11 protein-coding genes and 1 pseudogene are annotated in these 18472 nt (G+C 65.5%); 9 read left to right on the top strand and 3 right to left on the bottom strand.

Translation table 11 applies throughout. The features are described 5' to 3' along the window. Window positions 1-35: 35 nt before the first annotated feature. The 9 genes and pseudogenes from BDD16_RS23455 to BDD16_RS22690 all read left to right on the top strand — a co-directional run. Window positions 36-782, top strand: a pseudogene (locus tag BDD16_RS23455) (condensation domain-containing protein); the annotation flags it as partial. Between the two features lie 121 nt (window positions 783-903). Beyond that, on the top strand, window positions 904-1140 hold the full coding sequence (locus BDD16_RS22725; protein ID WP_375139103.1) for a condensation domain-containing protein: 237 nt from the start codon (window positions 904-906) through the stop codon (window positions 1138-1140). Window positions 1141-1261: 121 nt separating this feature from the next. Further along, on the top strand, window positions 1262-3172 hold the full coding sequence (locus BDD16_RS22720; RefSeq protein WP_179636404.1) for a non-ribosomal peptide synthetase: 1911 nt from the start codon (window positions 1262-1264) through the stop codon (window positions 3170-3172). After that, window positions 3060-3839: a thioesterase domain-containing protein gene (locus BDD16_RS22715; protein WP_179636403.1), complete on the top strand. Its 780-nt coding sequence runs from the start codon at window positions 3060-3062 to the stop codon at window positions 3837-3839. Before BDD16_RS22720 ends, BDD16_RS22715 begins: the two co-directional genes overlap by 113 nt. 46 nt (window positions 3840-3885) lie before the next feature. Then, window positions 3886-4320 (top strand): DUF29 domain-containing protein, encoded by a 435-nt coding sequence (locus tag BDD16_RS22710; protein ID WP_179636356.1) that lies wholly within the window; start codon window positions 3886-3888, stop codon window positions 4318-4320. 715 nt (window positions 4321-5035) lie between these two features. Beyond that, window positions 5036-6619 (top strand): ATP-binding protein, encoded by a 1584-nt coding sequence (locus BDD16_RS22705; RefSeq protein ID WP_179636402.1) that lies wholly within the window; start codon window positions 5036-5038, stop codon window positions 6617-6619. Window positions 6620-6621: 2 nt separating this feature from the next. After that, the gene (locus tag BDD16_RS22700) at window positions 6622-8934 is read left to right on the top strand and encodes a phage integrase family protein (RefSeq protein WP_179636401.1); all 2313 of its coding nucleotides are present in this window, start codon (window positions 6622-6624) and stop codon (window positions 8932-8934) included. Window positions 8935-9190: 256 nt separating this feature from the next. After that, a complete protein-coding gene (locus BDD16_RS23160) occupies window positions 9191-9391 on the top strand; it encodes a type II toxin-antitoxin system RelE/ParE family toxin (protein WP_310732894.1) in 201 nt (66 codons plus the stop codon). Window positions 9392-9398: 7 nt separating this feature from the next. Further along, window positions 9399-9683 (top strand): helix-turn-helix domain-containing protein, encoded by a 285-nt coding sequence (locus tag BDD16_RS22690; protein ID WP_179636400.1) that lies wholly within the window; start codon window positions 9399-9401, stop codon window positions 9681-9683. Between the two features lie 122 nt (window positions 9684-9805). On the opposite strand, the gene BDD16_RS22685 is transcribed toward BDD16_RS22690, so the two are convergent. The 3 genes from BDD16_RS22685 to BDD16_RS22675 are packed head-to-tail and all read right to left on the bottom strand — an operon-like array spanning window position 9806 to window position 18265. Continuing rightward, the gene (locus BDD16_RS22685) at window positions 9806-14767 is read right to left on the bottom strand and encodes an ATP-binding protein (protein WP_179636399.1); all 4962 of its coding nucleotides are present in this window, start codon (window positions 14765-14767) and stop codon (window positions 9806-9808) included. Continuing rightward, the gene (locus BDD16_RS22680) at window positions 14757-16565 is read right to left on the bottom strand and encodes a methylation-associated defense system protein MAD7 family protein (protein ID WP_179636398.1); all 1809 of its coding nucleotides are present in this window, start codon (window positions 16563-16565) and stop codon (window positions 14757-14759) included. The genes BDD16_RS22685 and BDD16_RS22680 overlap by 11 nt, the downstream gene beginning before the upstream one ends. Further along, on the bottom strand, window positions 16562-18265 hold the full coding sequence (locus tag BDD16_RS22675; protein WP_179636397.1) for a hypothetical protein: 1704 nt from the start codon (window positions 18263-18265) through the stop codon (window positions 16562-16564). Before BDD16_RS22675 ends, BDD16_RS22680 begins: the two co-directional genes overlap by 4 nt. Window positions 18266-18472: the final 207 nt, after the last annotated feature.

Below are 18472 nucleotides of genomic sequence, written 5' to 3'. Positions count from 1 at the left end.
GCGCCAGGCCAGCCTGCGCCAGAGCTTCCCCGTCGATGCCTCGGGTCAGGCTCGCCTGCACGAGTGCGCACCGTGGGATCCGCTCGAACTCGTCGACCTGCAACACCTCGCCCCCGAGGCGCAGAAGGCCGAGGTCGAGCGGCTGGCCGCGCCACGCCCAGGCCCCCTTCGACCTCGCACCGGCCCGCTGTTCAAGGTCGGCTGCGCCTGCGGCGGCACCGCTGGAGCACGTGCTGCTGCTCAACCTGCACCACAGCATCGCGACGGCTGGTCGATTGCCGTGCTGGTGCGCGAGTGGGCCGAGCTGTACCGCTCGCTCGTGCGGGCGAGGCCCGGCTTTGCGGCCCCTGCCCGCTCTTCCCGTGGCCTACCGCGACGTGGCAGCCTGGCAGCAGCGCTGGAGCACGAGCGAAGCCGCCTCCGCCCAGCTCGCCTGGTGGGTCGCGCAGCTCCAGGGCGCCCCCGCCCTGCTCGAACTCCCCACCGACTTCCCCCGCCCCGCCCAGCAGAGCTACCGCGGCGCCAGCTTCTCCCGCACCCTCGACGCCGCGCTGAGCCAGGCCGTCGAGCGGCTCGCCCGCGCCCAAGGAGCGACGGTCTTCATGACCCTGCTGGCAGCCCTGCAGCTCGTGCTGCACCGCCACAGCGCTCAGTCCGACATCAGCGTCGGCACGCCCGTGGCCAACCGCGAGCACGCCCAGACCGAGCACCTCGTCGGCCTGTTCGTCAACACCCTCGTCCTCCGCAGCCACCTCGACCCCCAGCAGCCCTTCGCCGAGCTGCTCGCGCAGGTCCGCCACACCGCGCTGGGCGCCTTCGCCCGCCAGGCGCTGGCCCTTCGAGCGTGTCGTCGAAGCGCTCAGCCCCGAGCGCAGCCTCGCCCACGCTCCGCTGTTCCAAGTCATGTTCGTCCTGCAGAACAACGACGCAGCCGACTTCGACCTCGACGGGCTCCAGATCACCCCGGTCGAGCAGTCCAGCAGTGTCGCCAAGGTCGACCTCACCCTGAGCGCGCAGCAAACCCCCCAGGGCATCCTCTGCCACTGGGAGTTCGCCTCCGACCTGTTCACCCAGGCTCGCATCGAGCGCCTGGCCCGCCACTTCGAGCAGGCGCTCCAAGTCGTCACCGCAACAGCCTGACACGCCGCTGCAGGCCATCGACATCCTCACCCAGGATGACAAGGCGCAGCTCCTCGCCTGGAACCGGACCGAGGCCGACTACCCGCAGGACCTCACCGTCGTCGATCTCTTCGAGCGGCAGGTGGACCAGACCCCTGACGCCACCGCCGTGGTCTTCGAGGGCCAGGCCCTGAGCTACGCCCAACTCGACAAACAAGCCAACCAGGTCGCCCACGCCCTCATCGAACAAGGCATCCAACCCGACACCCTCGTCGGGCTTTGCGTGCCCAGATCCCTGGAGATGGTCGTGGGGCTGCTCGGCATCCTCAAGGCCGGCGGCGCCTACGTCCCCCTCGACCCCGACTATCCGCCAGAGCGCCTCGCCTTCATGGTTCAGGACTCCAAGGCGCCGGTCTTGCTCTCGCACAGCGCCGTGCTCGATCGCCTGCCCCCGAGCCAGGCCGCCGTGCTCCAGCTCGACCAGCCCGTCCTCTGGGCCGGCCAGCCCGTCTCCCGCCCCTCTCGCCAGGCCTCGCCACACGACCTCGCCTACGTCATCTACACCTCCGGTTCCACCGGTACCCCCAAGGGCTGTCCTGATGACCCACGCCAACATCAGCCGGCTATTCTCCGCCACCGAAGCCTGGTTTCCACTTCGGCCCCACCAACACCTGGACCCTGTTCCACTCCTACGCCTTCGACTTCTCCGTCTGGGAGATCTGGGGCGCTCTCGCCCACGGCGGCCGCCTGGTCATCGTGCCCTACTTGGTCAGCCGCAGCCCCGACCTGTTCCGCCAGCTCCTGCTCGACGAGCAGGTCACGGTGCTCAACCAGGACGCCCTCGGCCTTCCTGCAGCTCATCCAAGCCGATACCGCCTGTACTTTCGAACGATTCTCACTGAAGTGGATCATCTTCGGTGGTGAGGCGCTGGAGCTTGCGAGCCTGAGGCCCTGGTTCGAGCGGCACGGCGACGTGCAGCCACAACTGGTCAACATGTACGGCATCACCGAGACGACCGTGCATGTTACCTACCATGCGCTGGACCGCCACAGCGTGACACGGGGATCGAGCGTGATCGGACGGGCCATCCCGGACCTGCGCATTTACCTGCTCGATCGCCATCTCAACCCGGTGCCGCCGGGTGTGGCGGGGGAGATGCATGTGGCTGGAGCGGGCTTGGCGAGGGGCTACCTGAACCGGCCGGAGCTGACGGCGGAGAAGTTCATCACCGCCGACGTCCTTGGCAAGACAGAGCGGCTATACCGCACGGGGGATCTGGCACGCTGGCTGCCGGACGGCAACCTGGAGTACCTGGGCCGCATTGACCACCAGGTCAAGCTGCGGGGCTTCCGTATCGAACTCGGTGAGATCGAGTCTGCACTCAGCGCCCACGAGGCGGTAAGTGCAGCGGCGGCGGTGCTGCGCGAGCGCGCGGGGGTCAAGGCCCTGGCCGGCTACGTTATTCTCCGCGCTGCGGTCGAAGTGTCCGAGCTGAAGGTCTGGCTCAAGAGCCGCCTGCCCGAGTACATGGTGCCGGCCTCCGTCACGGTGCTGCAGGCCATGCCGCTGACCCCCAACGGCAAGGTCGATCGCCGCGCACTGCCCGAGCCTGATCAGGTCTCCGGCACTCATCACCTCGCCCCACGCACTCTGACTGAAGTCCACCTCACCCGACTGTGGGAACAGGTGCTCGGCGTGCGCCCGATCAGCATTGATGCGAATTTCTTCGATCTCGGTGGCCACTCCCTGCTGGCAATTCGACTGCTGGCCTGCGTGCAGCAGCATTTCGGCCAGCAACTGCCACTGAAGGTGCTGTTCCGCTCGTCCACCGTCGCCCAGCTCGCCGATCATCTCGATGCCCCCCCGCAGGCCGATCTACCCCGTCACGTCGTACCGATTCAACCCACCGGTCACCGGCCGGCGCTGTACTGCCTGCCCGGTGCCGGCGGTCAGGTGCTGTACTTCCACACCCTGGCGCGGCACCTCGGCGCCGAGCAACCCGTCTTCGGTCTGCAGGACGCCGGGGATCGGTCCTGGCGAGCGCCTGCCTGACTCGGTCGAGGCCCACGCTCGCCAGCTCGTCACAGCACTGCGCACTCACCAGCCCGAGGGACCATACCGTCTGCTGGGGCACTCCAGCGGTGCACGTGTAGCGTTCGAGATGACACGTCAACTGGAACAGCAGGGGCAATGTGTCGCGCAGCTTGTCTTACTTGATGCAACGCCCAGTACGCCGGCGCAGGCATATCAGCAACGCCGAGGCCGCTCTGCTCTGAAGCGGATGATGGACGCCATCGATTCGCTAGAAGCCGCTTTTGAGCAGTCACTCGACCTGCCCGAAGCGATGCTGGAGGCACTGCCTGACGAGGACAGCCGCTGGCAGTGCATCGTGCAGCGACTGTGGCAACGCCAGATCGTACCGGCCAGCGTCGGGGTCGAGCAGGTGCGCACGCTGTTCCGGGTTTGGGAAACAGCTGAGGACAACCACGAACGCTACCAGCCCGGCGCGAGGGTACAGGCACCGGTGTGGGCGCTGCGTGCAAGTGATCGGCATCACGACACACCGGCCTGGTTGCTCGACGACGCGCAGTGGGACTGGCAACCCCACGCGCATTTCCCGGTGCATGTACAGTGGGTGGCGGGCAACCACAACACTATGCTCAACGAGCCGCAGGTGCGTGAACTCGCTGGCGTGGTCCGACAGGCGCTCGGGAGTTGAACTATGGCCGACAATGCGCGCTTGGACCTGACAGAAGGAGGCCCGAATGGGAACGCCGTACGAGAAGGACGTGGTGGCCTGGGCGATGGAGCAAGCCGCGCTGTTGCGCTCGGGCCAGCTCTCGGCGCTCGACATCGAGCACATCGCCGAGGAGATCGAGGACGTGGGCAAGAGCGAAAAGCGCGAACTGGCGAGCCGCATGGCAGTCCTGTTGGCGCACCTCCTGAAGTGGCAGTACCAACCCGGCCGGCGAGGCAGCAGTTGGAGCCGCACGATCAAGGAGCAACGCAAGGCCATTGCGGCGGCGATGCGTCAGACCCCCAGCCTCAAGGCGTCGCTGAGCGATGCTGACTGGTTGGCAGGGACATGGTCTGATGCGGTGACCAAAGCGGTCGAAGAAACGGGACTGGACAACTTCCCGGACGACTGCCCGTGGTCGATGGAGCAGGTGCTGTCGGCTGAGTTTTTGCCTGAGGCGTGATGTGAGCGCACCTGGGAGGGTGCGCTTCGCTTGCACAAGTAAGATCGCTCGCACAAGCGAAATTGATGCTATCGATACGGTCGACCCTCAGAGAGAGGTAGGCTCCAGACCGCGTCCGAAAGATGATGCTACTTGGCAAGTAAAAATGATGCTTGATGGGCGATTCAAGCAAATTTGACGCTTGCTGTCGGGTCGCGAGGGACTGGGTATGCACAGCAGCCGGTGTGCCGGCCGATCCCCAACGACCAGGCTGTGCAGCCGAACTCACCGAGGCGCGCCCACACCTCCTGACCCTAGGAATTGCCGTGAATTCAATGACTTGCAGGCTGACGGCGCGGGTTGTGGCAATGCCGTCGGTGCTGGCGTCATGGCGGTGTCGCGGCACCATGAGGCCGCGCAAGGTCGCCATCTGCGGCTGCCCGGCGTCGATAGCATCAAATTGTCTTGCAAAGCAGCATCAAATTCAGTTGCGTGAGCGGGGCTACGCCTGGCGCCGACATTTTTCATCACTAACTAACGCCCTGATAATAAACATTCTCAGGGTGTCAGAAAAATTGGTTCATCGCGTACCTGGCGGATTGACAGGGATGGTTTTTGAGCCCCGCAGAGGCGGCACGGCCCCGGCCAGCCGACGTGACAGGCCTTGAGCACGCTCGGCGCGACTTCCCGGCTTGGGCGGTGTCTCGCCAGCGGCTCGCCCTACTACACTTGCCCTATGACCCCCGCCGCCCCCGCACTGCCCCGCAAGAAGCTGCCCGTCGGCATCCAGAATCTGCGTGAGATCCGCGAGCAGGGCCACTACTACGTCGACAAGTCGGGCCTGGCGATCGATCTGCTCAACTCAGGCAAGTACTTCTTCATGAGCCGTCCCCGCCGCTTCGGCAAGAGCCTGCTGGTGGACACGTTCAAGGAACTGTTCGAGGGCAACCGCGCGCTGTTCGAGGGGCTGGTCGCCGAGACCCGCTGGGACTGGTCCCGGCGCCATCCGGTCATCCGCATCAGCTTCGCCGATGGCATGCTGAAGAGCCGAGCTGAGTTGGACCGGCGCATCCAGAGCAACCTGCGCCGCAATCGCGCCGCCTTGGGTCTGCCCCGTCCGACCGACATTGACCCTGACGACACGGCCGATGACCTGGCCGACCTGATCGAGCAGGCCCACCGGACGCTGGGTGCGCCGGCGGTGGTGCTGGTCGACGAGTACGACAAGCCCATTCTGGACAACCTCACCGATCCGGCCAGGGCTGCGGAGATGCGCGACGGGCTGCGCAACCTGTACTCGGTGCTCAAGGGGGCCGATCCGCACCTGAAGTTCGTCTTCCTGACCGGGGTGTCCAAGTTCAGCAAGGTCAGCATCTTCTCGGGCCTGAACCAGTTGGTCGACATCACGCTGGACCCGCGCTGGAGCGCGCTGTGTGGCTACACCGATGAGGACATCGACACCGTCTTCGCACCAGAACTGCCAGGGCTGGACCGCGAGGAGATCCGGCGCTGGTACAACGGCTACAACTGGCGCGGCACCAGTGTCTACAACCCCTTCGATGTGCTGCGGCTGTTCGACCGGCGCGAGTTCCACCCCTACTGGTTCGAGACGGGCACGCCCACCTTCCTGGTCAACCTGCTGGCCGAGCGCCGGATCTTCACCCCGGACCTGGGTCGCATCGTGGCCAGCGAGGCCCTGCTGTCCACCTTCGACGTGGACACGATGCAGCCCGAGGCCCTGCTGTTCCAGGCCGGCTACCTGACCATCGGCCAGGTGCGTGCCATTCCGGGGCGCATGGAGTTCACGCTCAAGTACCCGAACCTGGAGGTGGAGGCCAGCCTCAACGACAGCCTGCTCAAGCGCTACATGGGCGACGCCGCCGCCTCCGAGGCGCAGATCAGTCGACTGTGGCGCGTGCTGCAGGCCGGTGACGTGGCGGCCTTGCGCGAGCTGTTCCACGCCTTCTTCGCCAGCATTCCCAACGACTGGTACCGCAACAGTCCGATTGCCCAGTTCGAGGGCTACTGGGCCAGCGTGTTCTACAGCCACTTCGCCGCGCTCGGGCTCGATATCCGGGTCGAGGACTCGACGAACAAGGGCCGCATCGACATGACGGTGCTGGCGGGCGGGGCGGTGTGGGTGTTCGAGTTCAAGGTGGTGGAACTCGTGCCCCAGGGCAAGGCCCTCGCGCAGATCCGCGACCGGGGCTATGCGGACAAGTACCGCGGCCGGGGTGAGTCGATCCACCTGATCGGCGTGGAGTTCAGCCGAGTCGACCGCAACATCGTGGGCTTCGAGGTCGAGACCCTCGCCGGGTGATCGTGACGCCAAACCGCCCACGCGGCCGTCCACGCGGCACCGAGACCAAGCTGCTGCACGAACACGCGGGCCACCTCGGGCGTCACCACTTCGCGTTCCTGCGCGCGCTGCTCGATGGCGTCGAGCTGGAGCAGGCCTGGACGCGCTACCTCGCGTTCTCGGGCGGCCCGAGCGACCGGCGGCACTTTGTCAGCCGCCTGCGCCAGGTGGTCGAGGCGATCGAGCACGCGGGGGCACGGCAGGTGTGCGCGGCCGAGTTGGCGGTGGCGCTGCCAGCGCTGCGCGCGCTGCCGGACTTCGTGCCCGCACGAGGGTCACGGCGAGACACCTTGCCGCTGACCGCCGCCACCTCTGCCGCCCCCTCCCTGGACGACTGGCGGTCCGCGCAGTGCGGCGCCTCGGGTATCGACGAAGATTTTTATACCCAGGCCGAGTGGATCGACCTCTATGGGGAGGTGTTCGGTCACGCACCGCCAGCGTCGGCGTCGGCATCCATGCCCGCCCTCTCCCCTGAGCCCGCCCCTGCCCTCTCGGCCACGGTCCACGCCCGCCTGTCCGAGACCGCTCACCCCGAGGTGACCCCACGCCTGACCCCGGCGCAGCGCCGCACCGTGATCGAAGCGCTGGCCACCCTGGAGCGCGTGCTGGCCCGCGAAGCGCGGCTGGACGACGAGACCGGGTTCTGGCTGGGTGCGGGCCTGCCGCGCGAGCTGGCCCGGGTAGGGGTGCAGTCGCTGGGCGACCTGGTGCGGTACATCAACCTGCAGGGCTTTCGTTGGCACCGCACGGTGTCGCGACTGGGCGCGGTGCGCGCCGCGCGGCTCGTGGCGTGGCTCGTGCCCATCGCGCAGCAGGGGGACCAGGCGATTCGGGACTCGGCACTGCGGCCCGAGAGCGACCTCGCACGGCTGCGCCAGCGCGATCTGACGCGGGCACCGGTGACGGACCTAGCTGATCCGGCCAGTGGCACGGATCCGCTGATGCCGGTCGCGATCCCGGTCATGGACGTGGCCCTCCCGGACACGCTCTCCGGACGCGACGGCCTCTTCCGCGCGTCCGACACCAACGTCTGGGGCGCACAGACCGACGTGCAGGCCATCCAGCAGTGGCTGAGCCGCTACCAGGGCCAGACCCGGCGCGACTACGCCCGCATCGCCGAGCGGTTCTACCGCTGGTGCCTGCAGGTGCGGCGCAAGGCGCTGTCGTCGCTGCAGGAGCCGGACCTGCAGGCCTACCAGGCGTTTGTCACCGCGCCACCGCCGGACTGGGTACAGCCACGCAAGGTGCGCCGGGAAGACGCCGCATGGCGACCGTTCCGGGGACCGCTGGGCCGCAACAGCCAGCGCCACGAGTTCGCGGTGCTCGGCGGGCTGTTCGCGGCGATGCACGACAAGGGCTACCTGCGCGCCAACGCGATGTCCGGTCTGGGCCGCACGCTGGGGCTGGTGAAACCCAGCATCGACGTACGCCGGTCGCTGAACGAGGCGCAGTGGTCGTTCGCGATGGCGGTGCTGCGGGAGCGGCCGGACACGCCGGCGCGGCGGCGGCTGCAGTTGCTGCTCGAACTCGCGAGCACGACGGGGCTGCGGCTGTCGGAGCTGGCGACGACCCGGATGAAGGGTTTGCGGCAGGAGCTGGTGGACGGGGAGCCCGCGTGGCTGCTGGACGTGATCGGCAAGGGTGGCAAGCTGCGCACGGTGATGGTGTTCGACGACATCAGGGCGCTGATGGAGCGGCACCACGCGGACATGGACGCTGCGGGGGTAGGGTTCGAGGACGCCGTCAAGCGGGTGCAGGTGCCCAACAGCCTGCCGACCACGGCCGCGGGCGAGCGCATGGCAGCGGGCGACCAAGGGGCAGAGGCATCGGGGTCCATGGGCAACGCGCTCCAGGACGCCCTGCGTGCCGAACACCTGCAGGGGTGGCGGCCACTGATCGGGATCCTGCGGCGACCGCCGCCGAGGCGGGATATGGACGCGCGCGGCGTGCCGTTCGTGGACCGGGAGCGCCCCGCGCAGGCCGATCGGTACGGCGCGCTGGAGCGCTCGGCGATCTACGGGCTGCTGCGGCGCTTCTTCAGGGACGTCGCGAACGAAGCGGCCACGCGAGAAGGGGCGCCACCGGCGGCCGAGTTCACCCGGGCCTCGACGCACTGGCTGCGCCACACCTTCGCCAACGAGGCGATCAAGCAGATGCAGCCGCAAGTCCTGCAGAGCCTGCTGGGGCACGCGGACCTGCGGGTGACCTCCGTGTACGTGAAGGCGCAGGCGGCGGACCTCGTACGGGGCATGCGGGCGCTTCCGCGCAAGCGCTGAGGTCAAGCCCTCGCGAACGGTATGGCCCCTGGTTCGCCAGCGCTTTGTGCCTTGCCAACAGGGCAGGTCATGACGTGGCGAGTCGGTGCATGATACTAATCCAATGGATTACAATCCATGCATGCTGACCATTGCCGAACTGCCCTAATACCAGAAGCGAGCCGGCAAGCTGCTGTCCGATGACGATCGCCGGGATCTGATCCTGTACCTGGCTGCACACCCTCGGGCCGGCGATCTGATCGAAGGCACAGGTGGCGTGCGCAAGCTGCGATGGGGACGCGACGGGCGCGGCAAAAGCGGGGGTGTGCGCGTCATCTACTACGTTCACAGCGACGCCATGCCGCTGTACCTGCTGACGATGTTCGCCAAGAACGAACGGGCGAACCTGACCCGGGCCGAATGCAACGAGTTGGCCGGCCTGGTTGATCTTCTGGTGCAAATCTGGTTTGAAAGGTAGAACCCTCATGGGCAAAGCATTCGAGAGCATTCGCCAAGGGCTGAAGGAAGCGGCGGCCCACGCGCGGGGCGAGGCCACAGGCGTCAAGATCTATGAGCCGACCGCTGTGGACGTGGCCGCCGTGCGGGCGCGGCTGGGATTGACCCAGGACCAGTTCGCGGCACGGTTCGGGTTTTCGGTGGCGACCCTGCGCCATTGGGAGCGCGGCGATCGCCGGCCACAGGGCGCAGCGCTGGTGCTGCTGAACCTGATCGAGCGGGAACCCCAGGCCGTCATGCGGGCGCTGTCTTGATCGGGTGACGTGCTGCACGGCCATGCTGACGCGGCCGACTGGCCAAGTCGACCTGCCTCACGCCGTTGACAGGCGTGATCGCCTCGTTGAGGTAACCATGTCCTGATGTCTGCAAACCCATCTCACGCCAACAACCGGATCACCACCGGCCGACGTGAGCCTTCACCGTTGTACATCGCGTGATACTTGGCCATGCGCTTGATGTCGTCGGCACAGTCTTTTACCCGCTCGCTGGTGGTGAAGATCCTGGCCATCTGGCGAGCATCCGTCTCATTGAGTCGCAGCGTCAGGTAGTTCGCGATCGCGCTGTAAAGCGATGGATCAAAGTCCTTCGCCTCTTGTGACGCGACGACGAAGGCGATGCCGTACTTGCGACATTCCTTGGCCATGGTTGGCAACAGCTTCAGACCTGCAGCGAGATGCGCCTCGTCGAAAACGATCGCATGCGTGATCTCGGACTGCAGCCCACGCCTGAACATGTTCTGGTAGATGTTGTGCAGCACGAAGGTGGAGAAGGCCCGCTGGAGCACTTCGTTTTGCGTGCCGTGAATCTGCACCAGCGCACACCGGCGTTGGTCAAGCAAGGACTGAGCCCCTTCGACACGATCAAAGAATCCGTAATCGTCAAGTTCGCTCAGTCTCGTCAGCAGACCGCGCTCGGGTTTGGGGTCGGCCTTCAACAGGTCGTAGAAAGCGCGAAACGGCGGCGTTTTGCCTCGCTGACCGATGGCCCAGCCACAAGCCTGGTAGCTGGCCTTCAGGGCCTCGCGTAACCGGCCAAGCTGCACATCGCCGAGGTCCGGAAAGATGGTGGAAAAAATGTCGCGCAAGGTGGTGACGTTATCGACAAAGGCATGTGGCGTGTCCTGATCGACACGCATCGGATTGAATCCCAGGCCATTGAACTTGACTTCCAGCAAGCCACTGTTGATGCGCTCGGCAAGCTTCTCATCGATGTCCTCATGGTATGAAAACACGATCGGCGTGATCTGGTGCTCCTGCAACTGGATGCACAGGTTGATCAGGCAGGTGGTTTTCCCCATGCCAGGCAACCCCAGAATCATCAGGTGTGGATTGCTGCGGATGCTGGGCAACCAGGTCAGTTCGGAGGCATCGGTTTGCCTGTGCCCGAGAACGATGTCGGCACGGGGTGGATTCGTGGACTCGGCAATCGGCGCAGGGCGCAGCGATGCCAACGACTCGGTCGGATCTGAATCCATCGTCGATGCCCCAACCGGTGTTGTGGCCGCCTCATTCGAAGGCGGTGCCAGCGCATCATCCATTGATTCGATCGCCACCTCGCATGCACTGGTACGGCTTTCCGCGTCACTCTCAACCATCGCTGGATCGCCCATGGTTCGGGGTCGAACGGTACTCGGCGCACAGGCTTCAAGTGTGACCAGCGCTGCCGCATCGATGCTGCGACCGAAGATCTGGATCTGTGCCCCGCCGCCGTGGTCGACGCCGAGCGTTTGACCATCGTTCAATTCCGGACAAAAAATGTAGGCCCGCCGTTCGAGATCTGACAACGCAGGGGGATCGGATTCCTTCTTGACCATACGGTCGATTTCTCGGTCGATCACCTGCCAGGCAGGGTCGCGCAATCCATGGCGTCGTCCCTTGCGCGCGTAGAAACGCAGCACCCGCGCCAGCCAGGCTCGATGCACGGTTTTTTCAAGCATCGACGTGGCCATGCCGAACAGCCGCTCCCAATGCCGGCACGACGCATCAAGCTGGGCTTCGATCTCATCGGCCAGTTCGTCGGACTGTGCCGCATCAAGCCGACGGCGGTACTTGACCTCGATGAAGGTCAACTTCAGCCCACCACGGCGCGCCGCCGTGACATGCAGCAGATCGGCGCGCCGCGAGCGGTTCGCTGGCGTGCCGACATCACTGAACAGTTCGGGCACATCATCCAGCGGGATCAGGAAGCCATCCTGCAGGGACAGACCCGTGCCGTCTAGCGCCAGTCGATGCCGGGTCAGTGCCAGCGCCACCATTTCTTCGACCGTTCGGCCATCACCCGCAAGGCGCAGGGCCAGGCGACCGCTGATCGATTTCAGGCCATCGAGCACAAACCTGCAGGCTTGTGCTGTCGGCTGCAACCCCATCTTTTGCAACACCCGGCCCAGAAGGCGCTGGATTTCGTCGAGCCGGCTGGTCGAGGTGATCAGCTGGGTGAAGCCAAGGTCATCGCGCTCGGGCACGCAATCGATGATGTAGGCCTCGTAGACCCGCGGCAGCTCCAGCGGTGAATCGAAGTATTCGATGCCGGCATTGCGATCGGAGGTCACGACCCAGTCGCACAGGTGGTGCATCTCCTCCAGCAAGCCGGCATGGACAGCATCTGCATCGGTGACCAGCACGGGCCAGTCGTCGACGGTTCCGCCCAGCTGGCGCGCCACAGCTTGCAGCACCGCGTTGTGCAGCAGGACCTGGCGCTCGGTCAGCACACGCGTGACCGGGTGCTTTTCTCCTTCGGGCTTGGCCGGTATGTAGCTCATCCAGCGGGGCTGCTGTGCGGTGGCGTTGAACTCGCGGGTGGGCATCAGCATCAGGCCGTGTGCTTCGAGCACACCAGTAGGCGGCAGGCTGGCGCGGGGACGTGTCTCCAGGCGGGCCTTGAAGAGATCGAAAGCCAGACACATGTGCGCGGCCGTGCTCGGGCGCTCCGCCGAGCGCCTGGCCCACTGCAGTCGTGGCAACCTCACACCGCCAGGTCGGTGCACGCTGTCGAGCAGGCGACGGTCCACCTCCGTGATGCCAGCCGCCCCGGTGCGGCTGCGTTCGTTGAGTTTGGCCAGAAAACGGCCTGTGCCCGGCCCCCCATAGAGATCCAGCTCGAAGCACACTGGCCAGGCTTCATCGCTGTCCACATCTTCGATCTGCACCTCCTGCAGGGCATGGCTCAAGGCACGGGCGACCGGCATCGCGTCACCAACCTGGAGAGCGTGCAAGCGAATGCGTCGATAGGACGGGTGCAGCCGCAAGTAGCGCCCTACTTCGGCGCCCAGCGCCTGGGCCGCGGCACGTCCCACCGTCGGCGCGATCGATTCGTCACCACCGACCAGGCGACCGAGCAGCGCGACAGTGGCCTTGGGTTCAGGATCATTGGCAGCAGCCAGGGCGACAGCGTGAAAGCCCAGGACATCGGCGAACACGAATCCTTGTCCCACCTCCAGACCAGGCAGGAAAGCCGGGTAATGCGCACCCGTGACCGGCGCGAGCAGACGCTCGATCTTGGCAGCGGGCAGTCCTTCGGCATAGCGGTGGTGGCGCACCATGGCGTCGAAGCTTTGCTGCCAGGCCACGCGCAGTGGGTGGGTGGGCAGCACGATCAGACCCAAAGTGGTGCCCGTGGCCGACACCACTTCCAGCGTGTGCATCAGGGTCAACTCAGGCGTCCCTGTCTTCCAGGTCTGCCGCGCCGCATTCACGTATTCGCTCAGTCCCGGCACAGCATCATCGTCGTACAGCACGCCGATCGGACCATGGGCCTTGCTCATCCAATGGGCCAGGCGTCGTGAGGCCAATGTCAGCGCACTGACATCAGTTTCGGCATCAATGGACACAAAGGTTTCGGTGCCGATGGGTGTGCCGTCGGCTCGCACGCTCAGGCGCCAGCGTCCGATCGGACCTCCCCGTTCGATCCAGTCCCGAGCCAATCGCCTGATCAGTGGCGGGCTGTACACCTTGCCCGATTTCCCCTCCCATCGGCAACTGATGTAGCCGCGTGCATCCTCGCTGAACAACGCCGGGTTGCCAGGCTCCCGGGCCATGGTCTTGAAGACGTCGGCATTCGGCGCGACATGGGCGACCGCGAGGGCCAGCGTCTCGAAGGTCTTGCCTGCCGAGGCCTTCACCGGCTGGTCGCTGCGGCCGAAGCGCAGGATGAAGTCTTCCGGGCTGACGATCTGTTGAGGGCGATCGCCCAGCACGCGGATCACGACCTGTGGTTCGAAGCAGGCATCGCTCTCGACGGCGGCGAAGTCGTCCTGCGTGAACACCACCTTCTGGGGTGTCTTGCCACTGTGCGTGACGCGCTTTTCCGCCAGCACGTCGTGGTCGGTGCGGATCTCGATGACGTAGTCGATGCTGCCCTTGGGCAGATCCTCCGGTACGACCTGCCAGCGCACTTCCAGCCGGGCGCCGGAGGCCGCCGACTCGTTTTCTGTCTGCAGCAGCAGTTCGAGCCGGTCATCGTCGTTCAGGCTCAGGCCCGACCACTTGTACGGCTTGCGGTTCCTGGCGCGCCAACTGACCCATTCGACTGCCGCCAGCTCACTGTCGACGAACAGCCGGGGCCGCATCCGATTGAGTTGCAGGTCGTCGAGCGGGGCCAGTCGCGCCATCGCTTCGATGCGCGACAGACTTTGCACCTCGCGCAGGTAACGGACCAGCGTTTTTTCCGTCTCGGACTGCGTGGCGTCGAGCCGCAGCGCGGCGACCCGTTGCTCGGGCGACAACCGTGCACCCTGCGTCGGCAGCAACCGTTCGGTCAGGCGAGCGGCCTTGTCGAGGTCTTCGTCGTCAGGTCGGCCACTGGATGCGACTGGCCAGAGCCCCAGTTCATGCAGCGCCAGGCCCGCTTGGCGGGGATCGGTGACCACCCGGCACAGATAGACAAATTCGCGCCATGGGGCCAGATGGCGTTGGCCGCTGAGTTGCCGGGCCTTGACCATGGCCTTGTCGACATGGGTCTTGTAGCCCCGCTGCACATCCTCGCGCGCACTAGCGCGTGCTGCATCGAACAGCACCTTCTCGCTGATTTCCCGTCCGGCGCTGTAGATCCCGTCCATGCCGGCCCCCGCACTGCTCGGATCGACCAGCAGCAGGGTGGCCTCCCCTTTTTCCTCCCGCCAGGCCACCGCCAGGTCGGCGGTGATGCAGCGCCGATCGATGTCGATCTGATCGGTCACCACGGCTATCCGCCAGCCCGGCACCAGGAAGAATGGATCGGCGGCCAAGGCCCGGCACACCTCCGGTGGCAGGCAGCGCAAATAGGAGACGCTCGCCTGCATCGCCGTGCCGAGCAACCGTCCGAGGGCACGGGTCAGCAATCGTGTGGCTTGGTCAGGCAGCATGGGTATTCACTTCGCGGTCGTAGCGCGGTTTGATCTGTTTCATGCCTTCAGCATCGTTGACGCCGATCAGCAGGCCGAGGTCGCGCAGGCGCCGTTCTAGGAAGCGCTTGTTGTCCGCCAGCAGTTGCTGCGAGATCGACTGCCCTGGAGGCTGCTGGTCGATGTAGAGGCCGTGGTCCTCGCGCATGCGACGCAGGAAACCAGGCAGCGACAGCATCGAGCCTCCATCGGCCAGAAAGCGATGCACCAGAAAGTCGAGCATCGGCGCCTGTAGCACCACGGCCCGCAGATCCTGCGACTCACGATGACCTCCGGGCTGGGCGCGATAGACGCGACGCTTGGTGGCCAAGCCGTGTGGCGAGTCGGTCATCAGGGCCGATTCCAGTGCTTGTGCGTGGTTGCCGCGTTGCAACTTGTCGCCCATCAGCTGACACAGCGCTTCTCCCAGCCGAATGGCCGGGTGGCTCTGACCTTCGCGCAAGCGCTCGACGATGTCGGGTACCTGCCCTTCCTGCGACAGCGCTTCTGCCAGCCGCATCGCGTCTTCGTCGATCGCGTCGGCGATGGCCTGTGATCGAGGATGCCGTTCATGCAGGACGTCACCCAGCAGGTTGACCAGGGCGGTGCTGTCCCGGTCCGCAGTGGGGAGTTGATCGCGCAATTTGCGGTCGACGCGCACCCGGTCTTCGAGTACCCGCAGCACCATCATCGTCACCGCGAGGCGTTCGTGGCGCCGCAGGGTTTCGCCCGTGCACATTTCCGACACCTCGCGCAGCCTCCTGTCTTGGCCCTGTGAGGCATCGACAAACAAGGGCCAGGGCCTTTGCTGATCAAGCGCTTGCACCTGACCGCTGCGCTCCCAGTCCGACAGCAGTGCCGATGTCGACAGGATGACCTGTGTCAGGCCGAGGGCAATGCCCGCCTCCAGCATCGGCATCAACAGTGGCCTGGGAATGGTCTGGCCATGGTGACCGATGAACTGCATGAGGTCTGCGCGCAGGACCGAGGCCGCCCGACGTGCCAGCGGAAGACGGTTGGCGATGCGGTCGCTGCCATCGCTGCCCCGCGCCTTCAGAGGGGCACCGCCACAGGCCTCGGCCAGGCGGACCATCAGCAGTTCGTCGATCGATGCATCGTGCGCCTGAGCGTCGTCGTAGCGGTCGGCACTCACGTCAGACACGAATCGTCCGCGCACACCCATGTGTCGGCCGAACACTTTCAACAAGGGGTTCTCGGTGCATGCCACACCGATCGGGAAGGCGGCTGTGTTGCGGCCGATTTCGAGCCACTCCCCATCCGGCTGGTCGGCGAGCAGCGCGACCAGCATCTCGGGCACCTGACGCAGGTGTGCGATGGTGCCTGGCAGGTCGATCCAACTCGCGAGGTAATGTGCCGGGTAGACCCGCTGCACCGGTTCGTCGTGGCCGGTGGCGTGGCTGCGGTTTTCCAGGCACCAGGTCTGCAGCAGGTCGCCGAGCACCGCGCGCCCGATCTCGCCACCAAACCCGCTCAGACGCGACTCGGTGGCCGCTTCGAGCGCGCTCGCCACCGAGCTGATCGTGGGCACCTGCAGCTTGTCGTCGACCTGCAGGCTGAAGGTCGCGCCGAAGCGTCCTTTGCCCCGGCGATGCCCCCAGCGGGTCATGTACAGCACCGCCGGCAAGATGGCCCCGATGTCGTAGGACTGGGCCGCGATGGGCAGAACCCCATAGTGGTTGGCCGTCCAGAACGCTCGCACACGCTGGGATCCGAGCACTTCTTCTGCGATCGCCTTGACGGTCCTTTCTCCTGCACTCATCGCAGCACCTCGCGTTCGATCGTTTGCACGCCATCCACCGCCGTCACGCGGATGCGGAACAAGCTGTGCTCGTCGCCAGGGTGCCAGCCGAACAACTCGCGGGTGTCCTCACTGGCCAGACGCCGCGTGTAGACCTCCAGGTTGGCGAAGATGCCCTCTTGTGCCACGCCCGACAACTGCACTCCGGCACGCAACTCCAGCAGCAGATGAAACAGCTCCAGACCCATGGCCAGGACGTCGTCGCGGCCATGCTCACCGCGATAGATCAACCGCACATGCGTGTGCAGGGCTTCCAGTCCGAGCGCTGCTGCGGGCATCACCGCCTCCAGCCGGAAACGGTCCCAGGGCTTGCTGACCCACAGAACGGTTTCGGTGGGAGTGCGCGGCGCAATTCGAAGGGGCACACCAGCCGCCAGATGGGTTTTGTCCAGTGCCAGCGTCGGCAGGTCTTCGAGATGGGCGATGCCGAGGCACAACTCCTGTGTCAGCGTCTGGAGTTCCGGCGCGCTCATGATCCGCACCCGCCGGAAACGGTCGAAATGTCGTCCATGTGTCAACGTGATGCCAGTCGGATCCATGTCCTCCAGGCCTCCCAGCCAGGCGCGACGGCGGGCCTCGGCCAACCCAGCAGGGGATGAGGCTACCTGCGGATGCTGTCGAAGCGTCCGATCCTGGTCGGGATCACATTCCAGGGCTGGATCGAGTCGGGCGAGTTCAGCCAGCAGATCGCCTTGACGATGTGCGCTGTCAGCATCGAAACTGCGTTGCCAGAAACCGTCAGGCACCAGGCTGGGCGCCTGGTGCAGGTCGCTGCAGGTGTGCACACCGAAGAACACATAGGACAGCACGGCCCGTAACTCGCGTGCGGTGATGTGAACCTCGCCCCGCTGATGGCATGCCTGCAGTGCAAGCGTGAAGCGTTGACGGATCAGCGGTCCGCTTGCATCGTCCTTGAGCATCCTGACCGAACGCAGCGCCGTGCAGCGTGAGGCTGCGCTGCAACCGCCGCAGACCGCCCAAGGATCCTCTCCAGGTCCGTCGAGAAAGCGGTCGAGCAGCGTGTCGAGGAAATTGGTACTCCAGCGCCCATCATCTGCGTCGAAACCGCCGACGAGTGAGCGTTGGTTCAGATCGATCAGGCGCACGCGCTCGTCGAGCGTCGTGCCTTCATCCATCAGCATGCGCTTGAGTTGCTGACCGATCCTCGACAAGGAGTCTTGCCGTTCCAGCCACTCCAGCAGCTTGCCGCTGTTGATGGCGACGATACGCACGGCATCGGGCGGCATGTCGCCGTTCTGGAGGGGTTTGAGCAGGGGGTCGAGCAGGTCGTCAGCTCGTTGCCCTCGCCAGGCGGCCGATCCATCCTGGTTTGCCTGCAGACAGCGCCCGTCGGGTAGGGTCATCTGCCAGATCTGCTCGGCCGAATGCACCTCGGTGCGTCCCAGGCTGCGCGCCAGGTTCTGCAGGAAGGCGGTTTTGCCGTCACCAGCATTGCCGAACAGGATTACCAGCCGGACACCACCGGACAGGATGGCATCGCGCAGCACGTCATCCAGCCGAGTACGGACGTAGGTCTGGACAGCGAAGTCAGAATCCAGCCCCCGTGTTTCCTTGTTGCCGTGCGGTGCGCCTGGATAGGCCGACAGCAGTTGGGTCAGCCACGGGTTCTCCCGTGGGCCCAGATCTTCATTCTTGGTCATGAACTCCCCTTGCGCCTTCATTCTCCATGCCCGGCGTAGCGTCTCCACGGAGACTGGGTAGTGCTGACTGGTCTATCGCGTGATCAATGGTCTACACATGCCTTTTTTCAGGCGTATCTGCCACGCAGAAATAAGACACAGGGGGCAAAACCCGCACAAGATTTGGTGGCGGCTGCGCACTCTTTCATTCTGCCGGGGACACCTTGG

The organism is Sphaerotilus montanus, assembly GCF_013410775.1.
Taxonomy (GTDB): Bacteria; Pseudomonadota; Gammaproteobacteria; order Burkholderiales; family Burkholderiaceae_C; genus Sphaerotilus; species Sphaerotilus montanus.
This window is presented reverse-complemented; position numbering and strand designations above follow the sequence as displayed.

Bases quoted from the DNA above. Each gene is read 5' to 3' on its own strand.
- BDD16_RS22725 (WP_375139103.1), top strand. From the start codon at position 904: ATGTTCGTCCTGCAGAACAACGACGCAGCCGACTTCGACCTCGACGGG.
- BDD16_RS22710 (WP_179636356.1), top strand. From the start codon at position 3,886: ATGGGAACGCCGTACGAGAAGGACGTGGTGGCCTGGGCGATGGAGCAA.
- BDD16_RS22705 (WP_179636402.1), top strand. From the start codon at position 5,036: ATGACCCCCGCCGCCCCCGCACTGCCCCGCAAGAAGCTGCCCGTCGGC.
- BDD16_RS22690 (WP_179636400.1), top strand. From the start codon at position 9,399: ATGGGCAAAGCATTCGAGAGCATTCGCCAAGGGCTGAAGGAAGCGGCG.
- BDD16_RS22685 (WP_179636399.1), bottom strand. From the start codon at position 14,767: ATGCTGCCTGACCAAGCCACACGATTGCTGACCCGTGCCCTCGGACGG.
- BDD16_RS22680 (WP_179636398.1), bottom strand. From the start codon at position 16,565: ATGAGTGCAGGAGAAAGGACCGTCAAGGCGATCGCAGAAGAAGTGCTC.
- BDD16_RS22675 (WP_179636397.1), bottom strand. From the start codon at position 18,265: ATGACCAAGAATGAAGATCTGGGCCCACGGGAGAACCCGTGGCTGACC.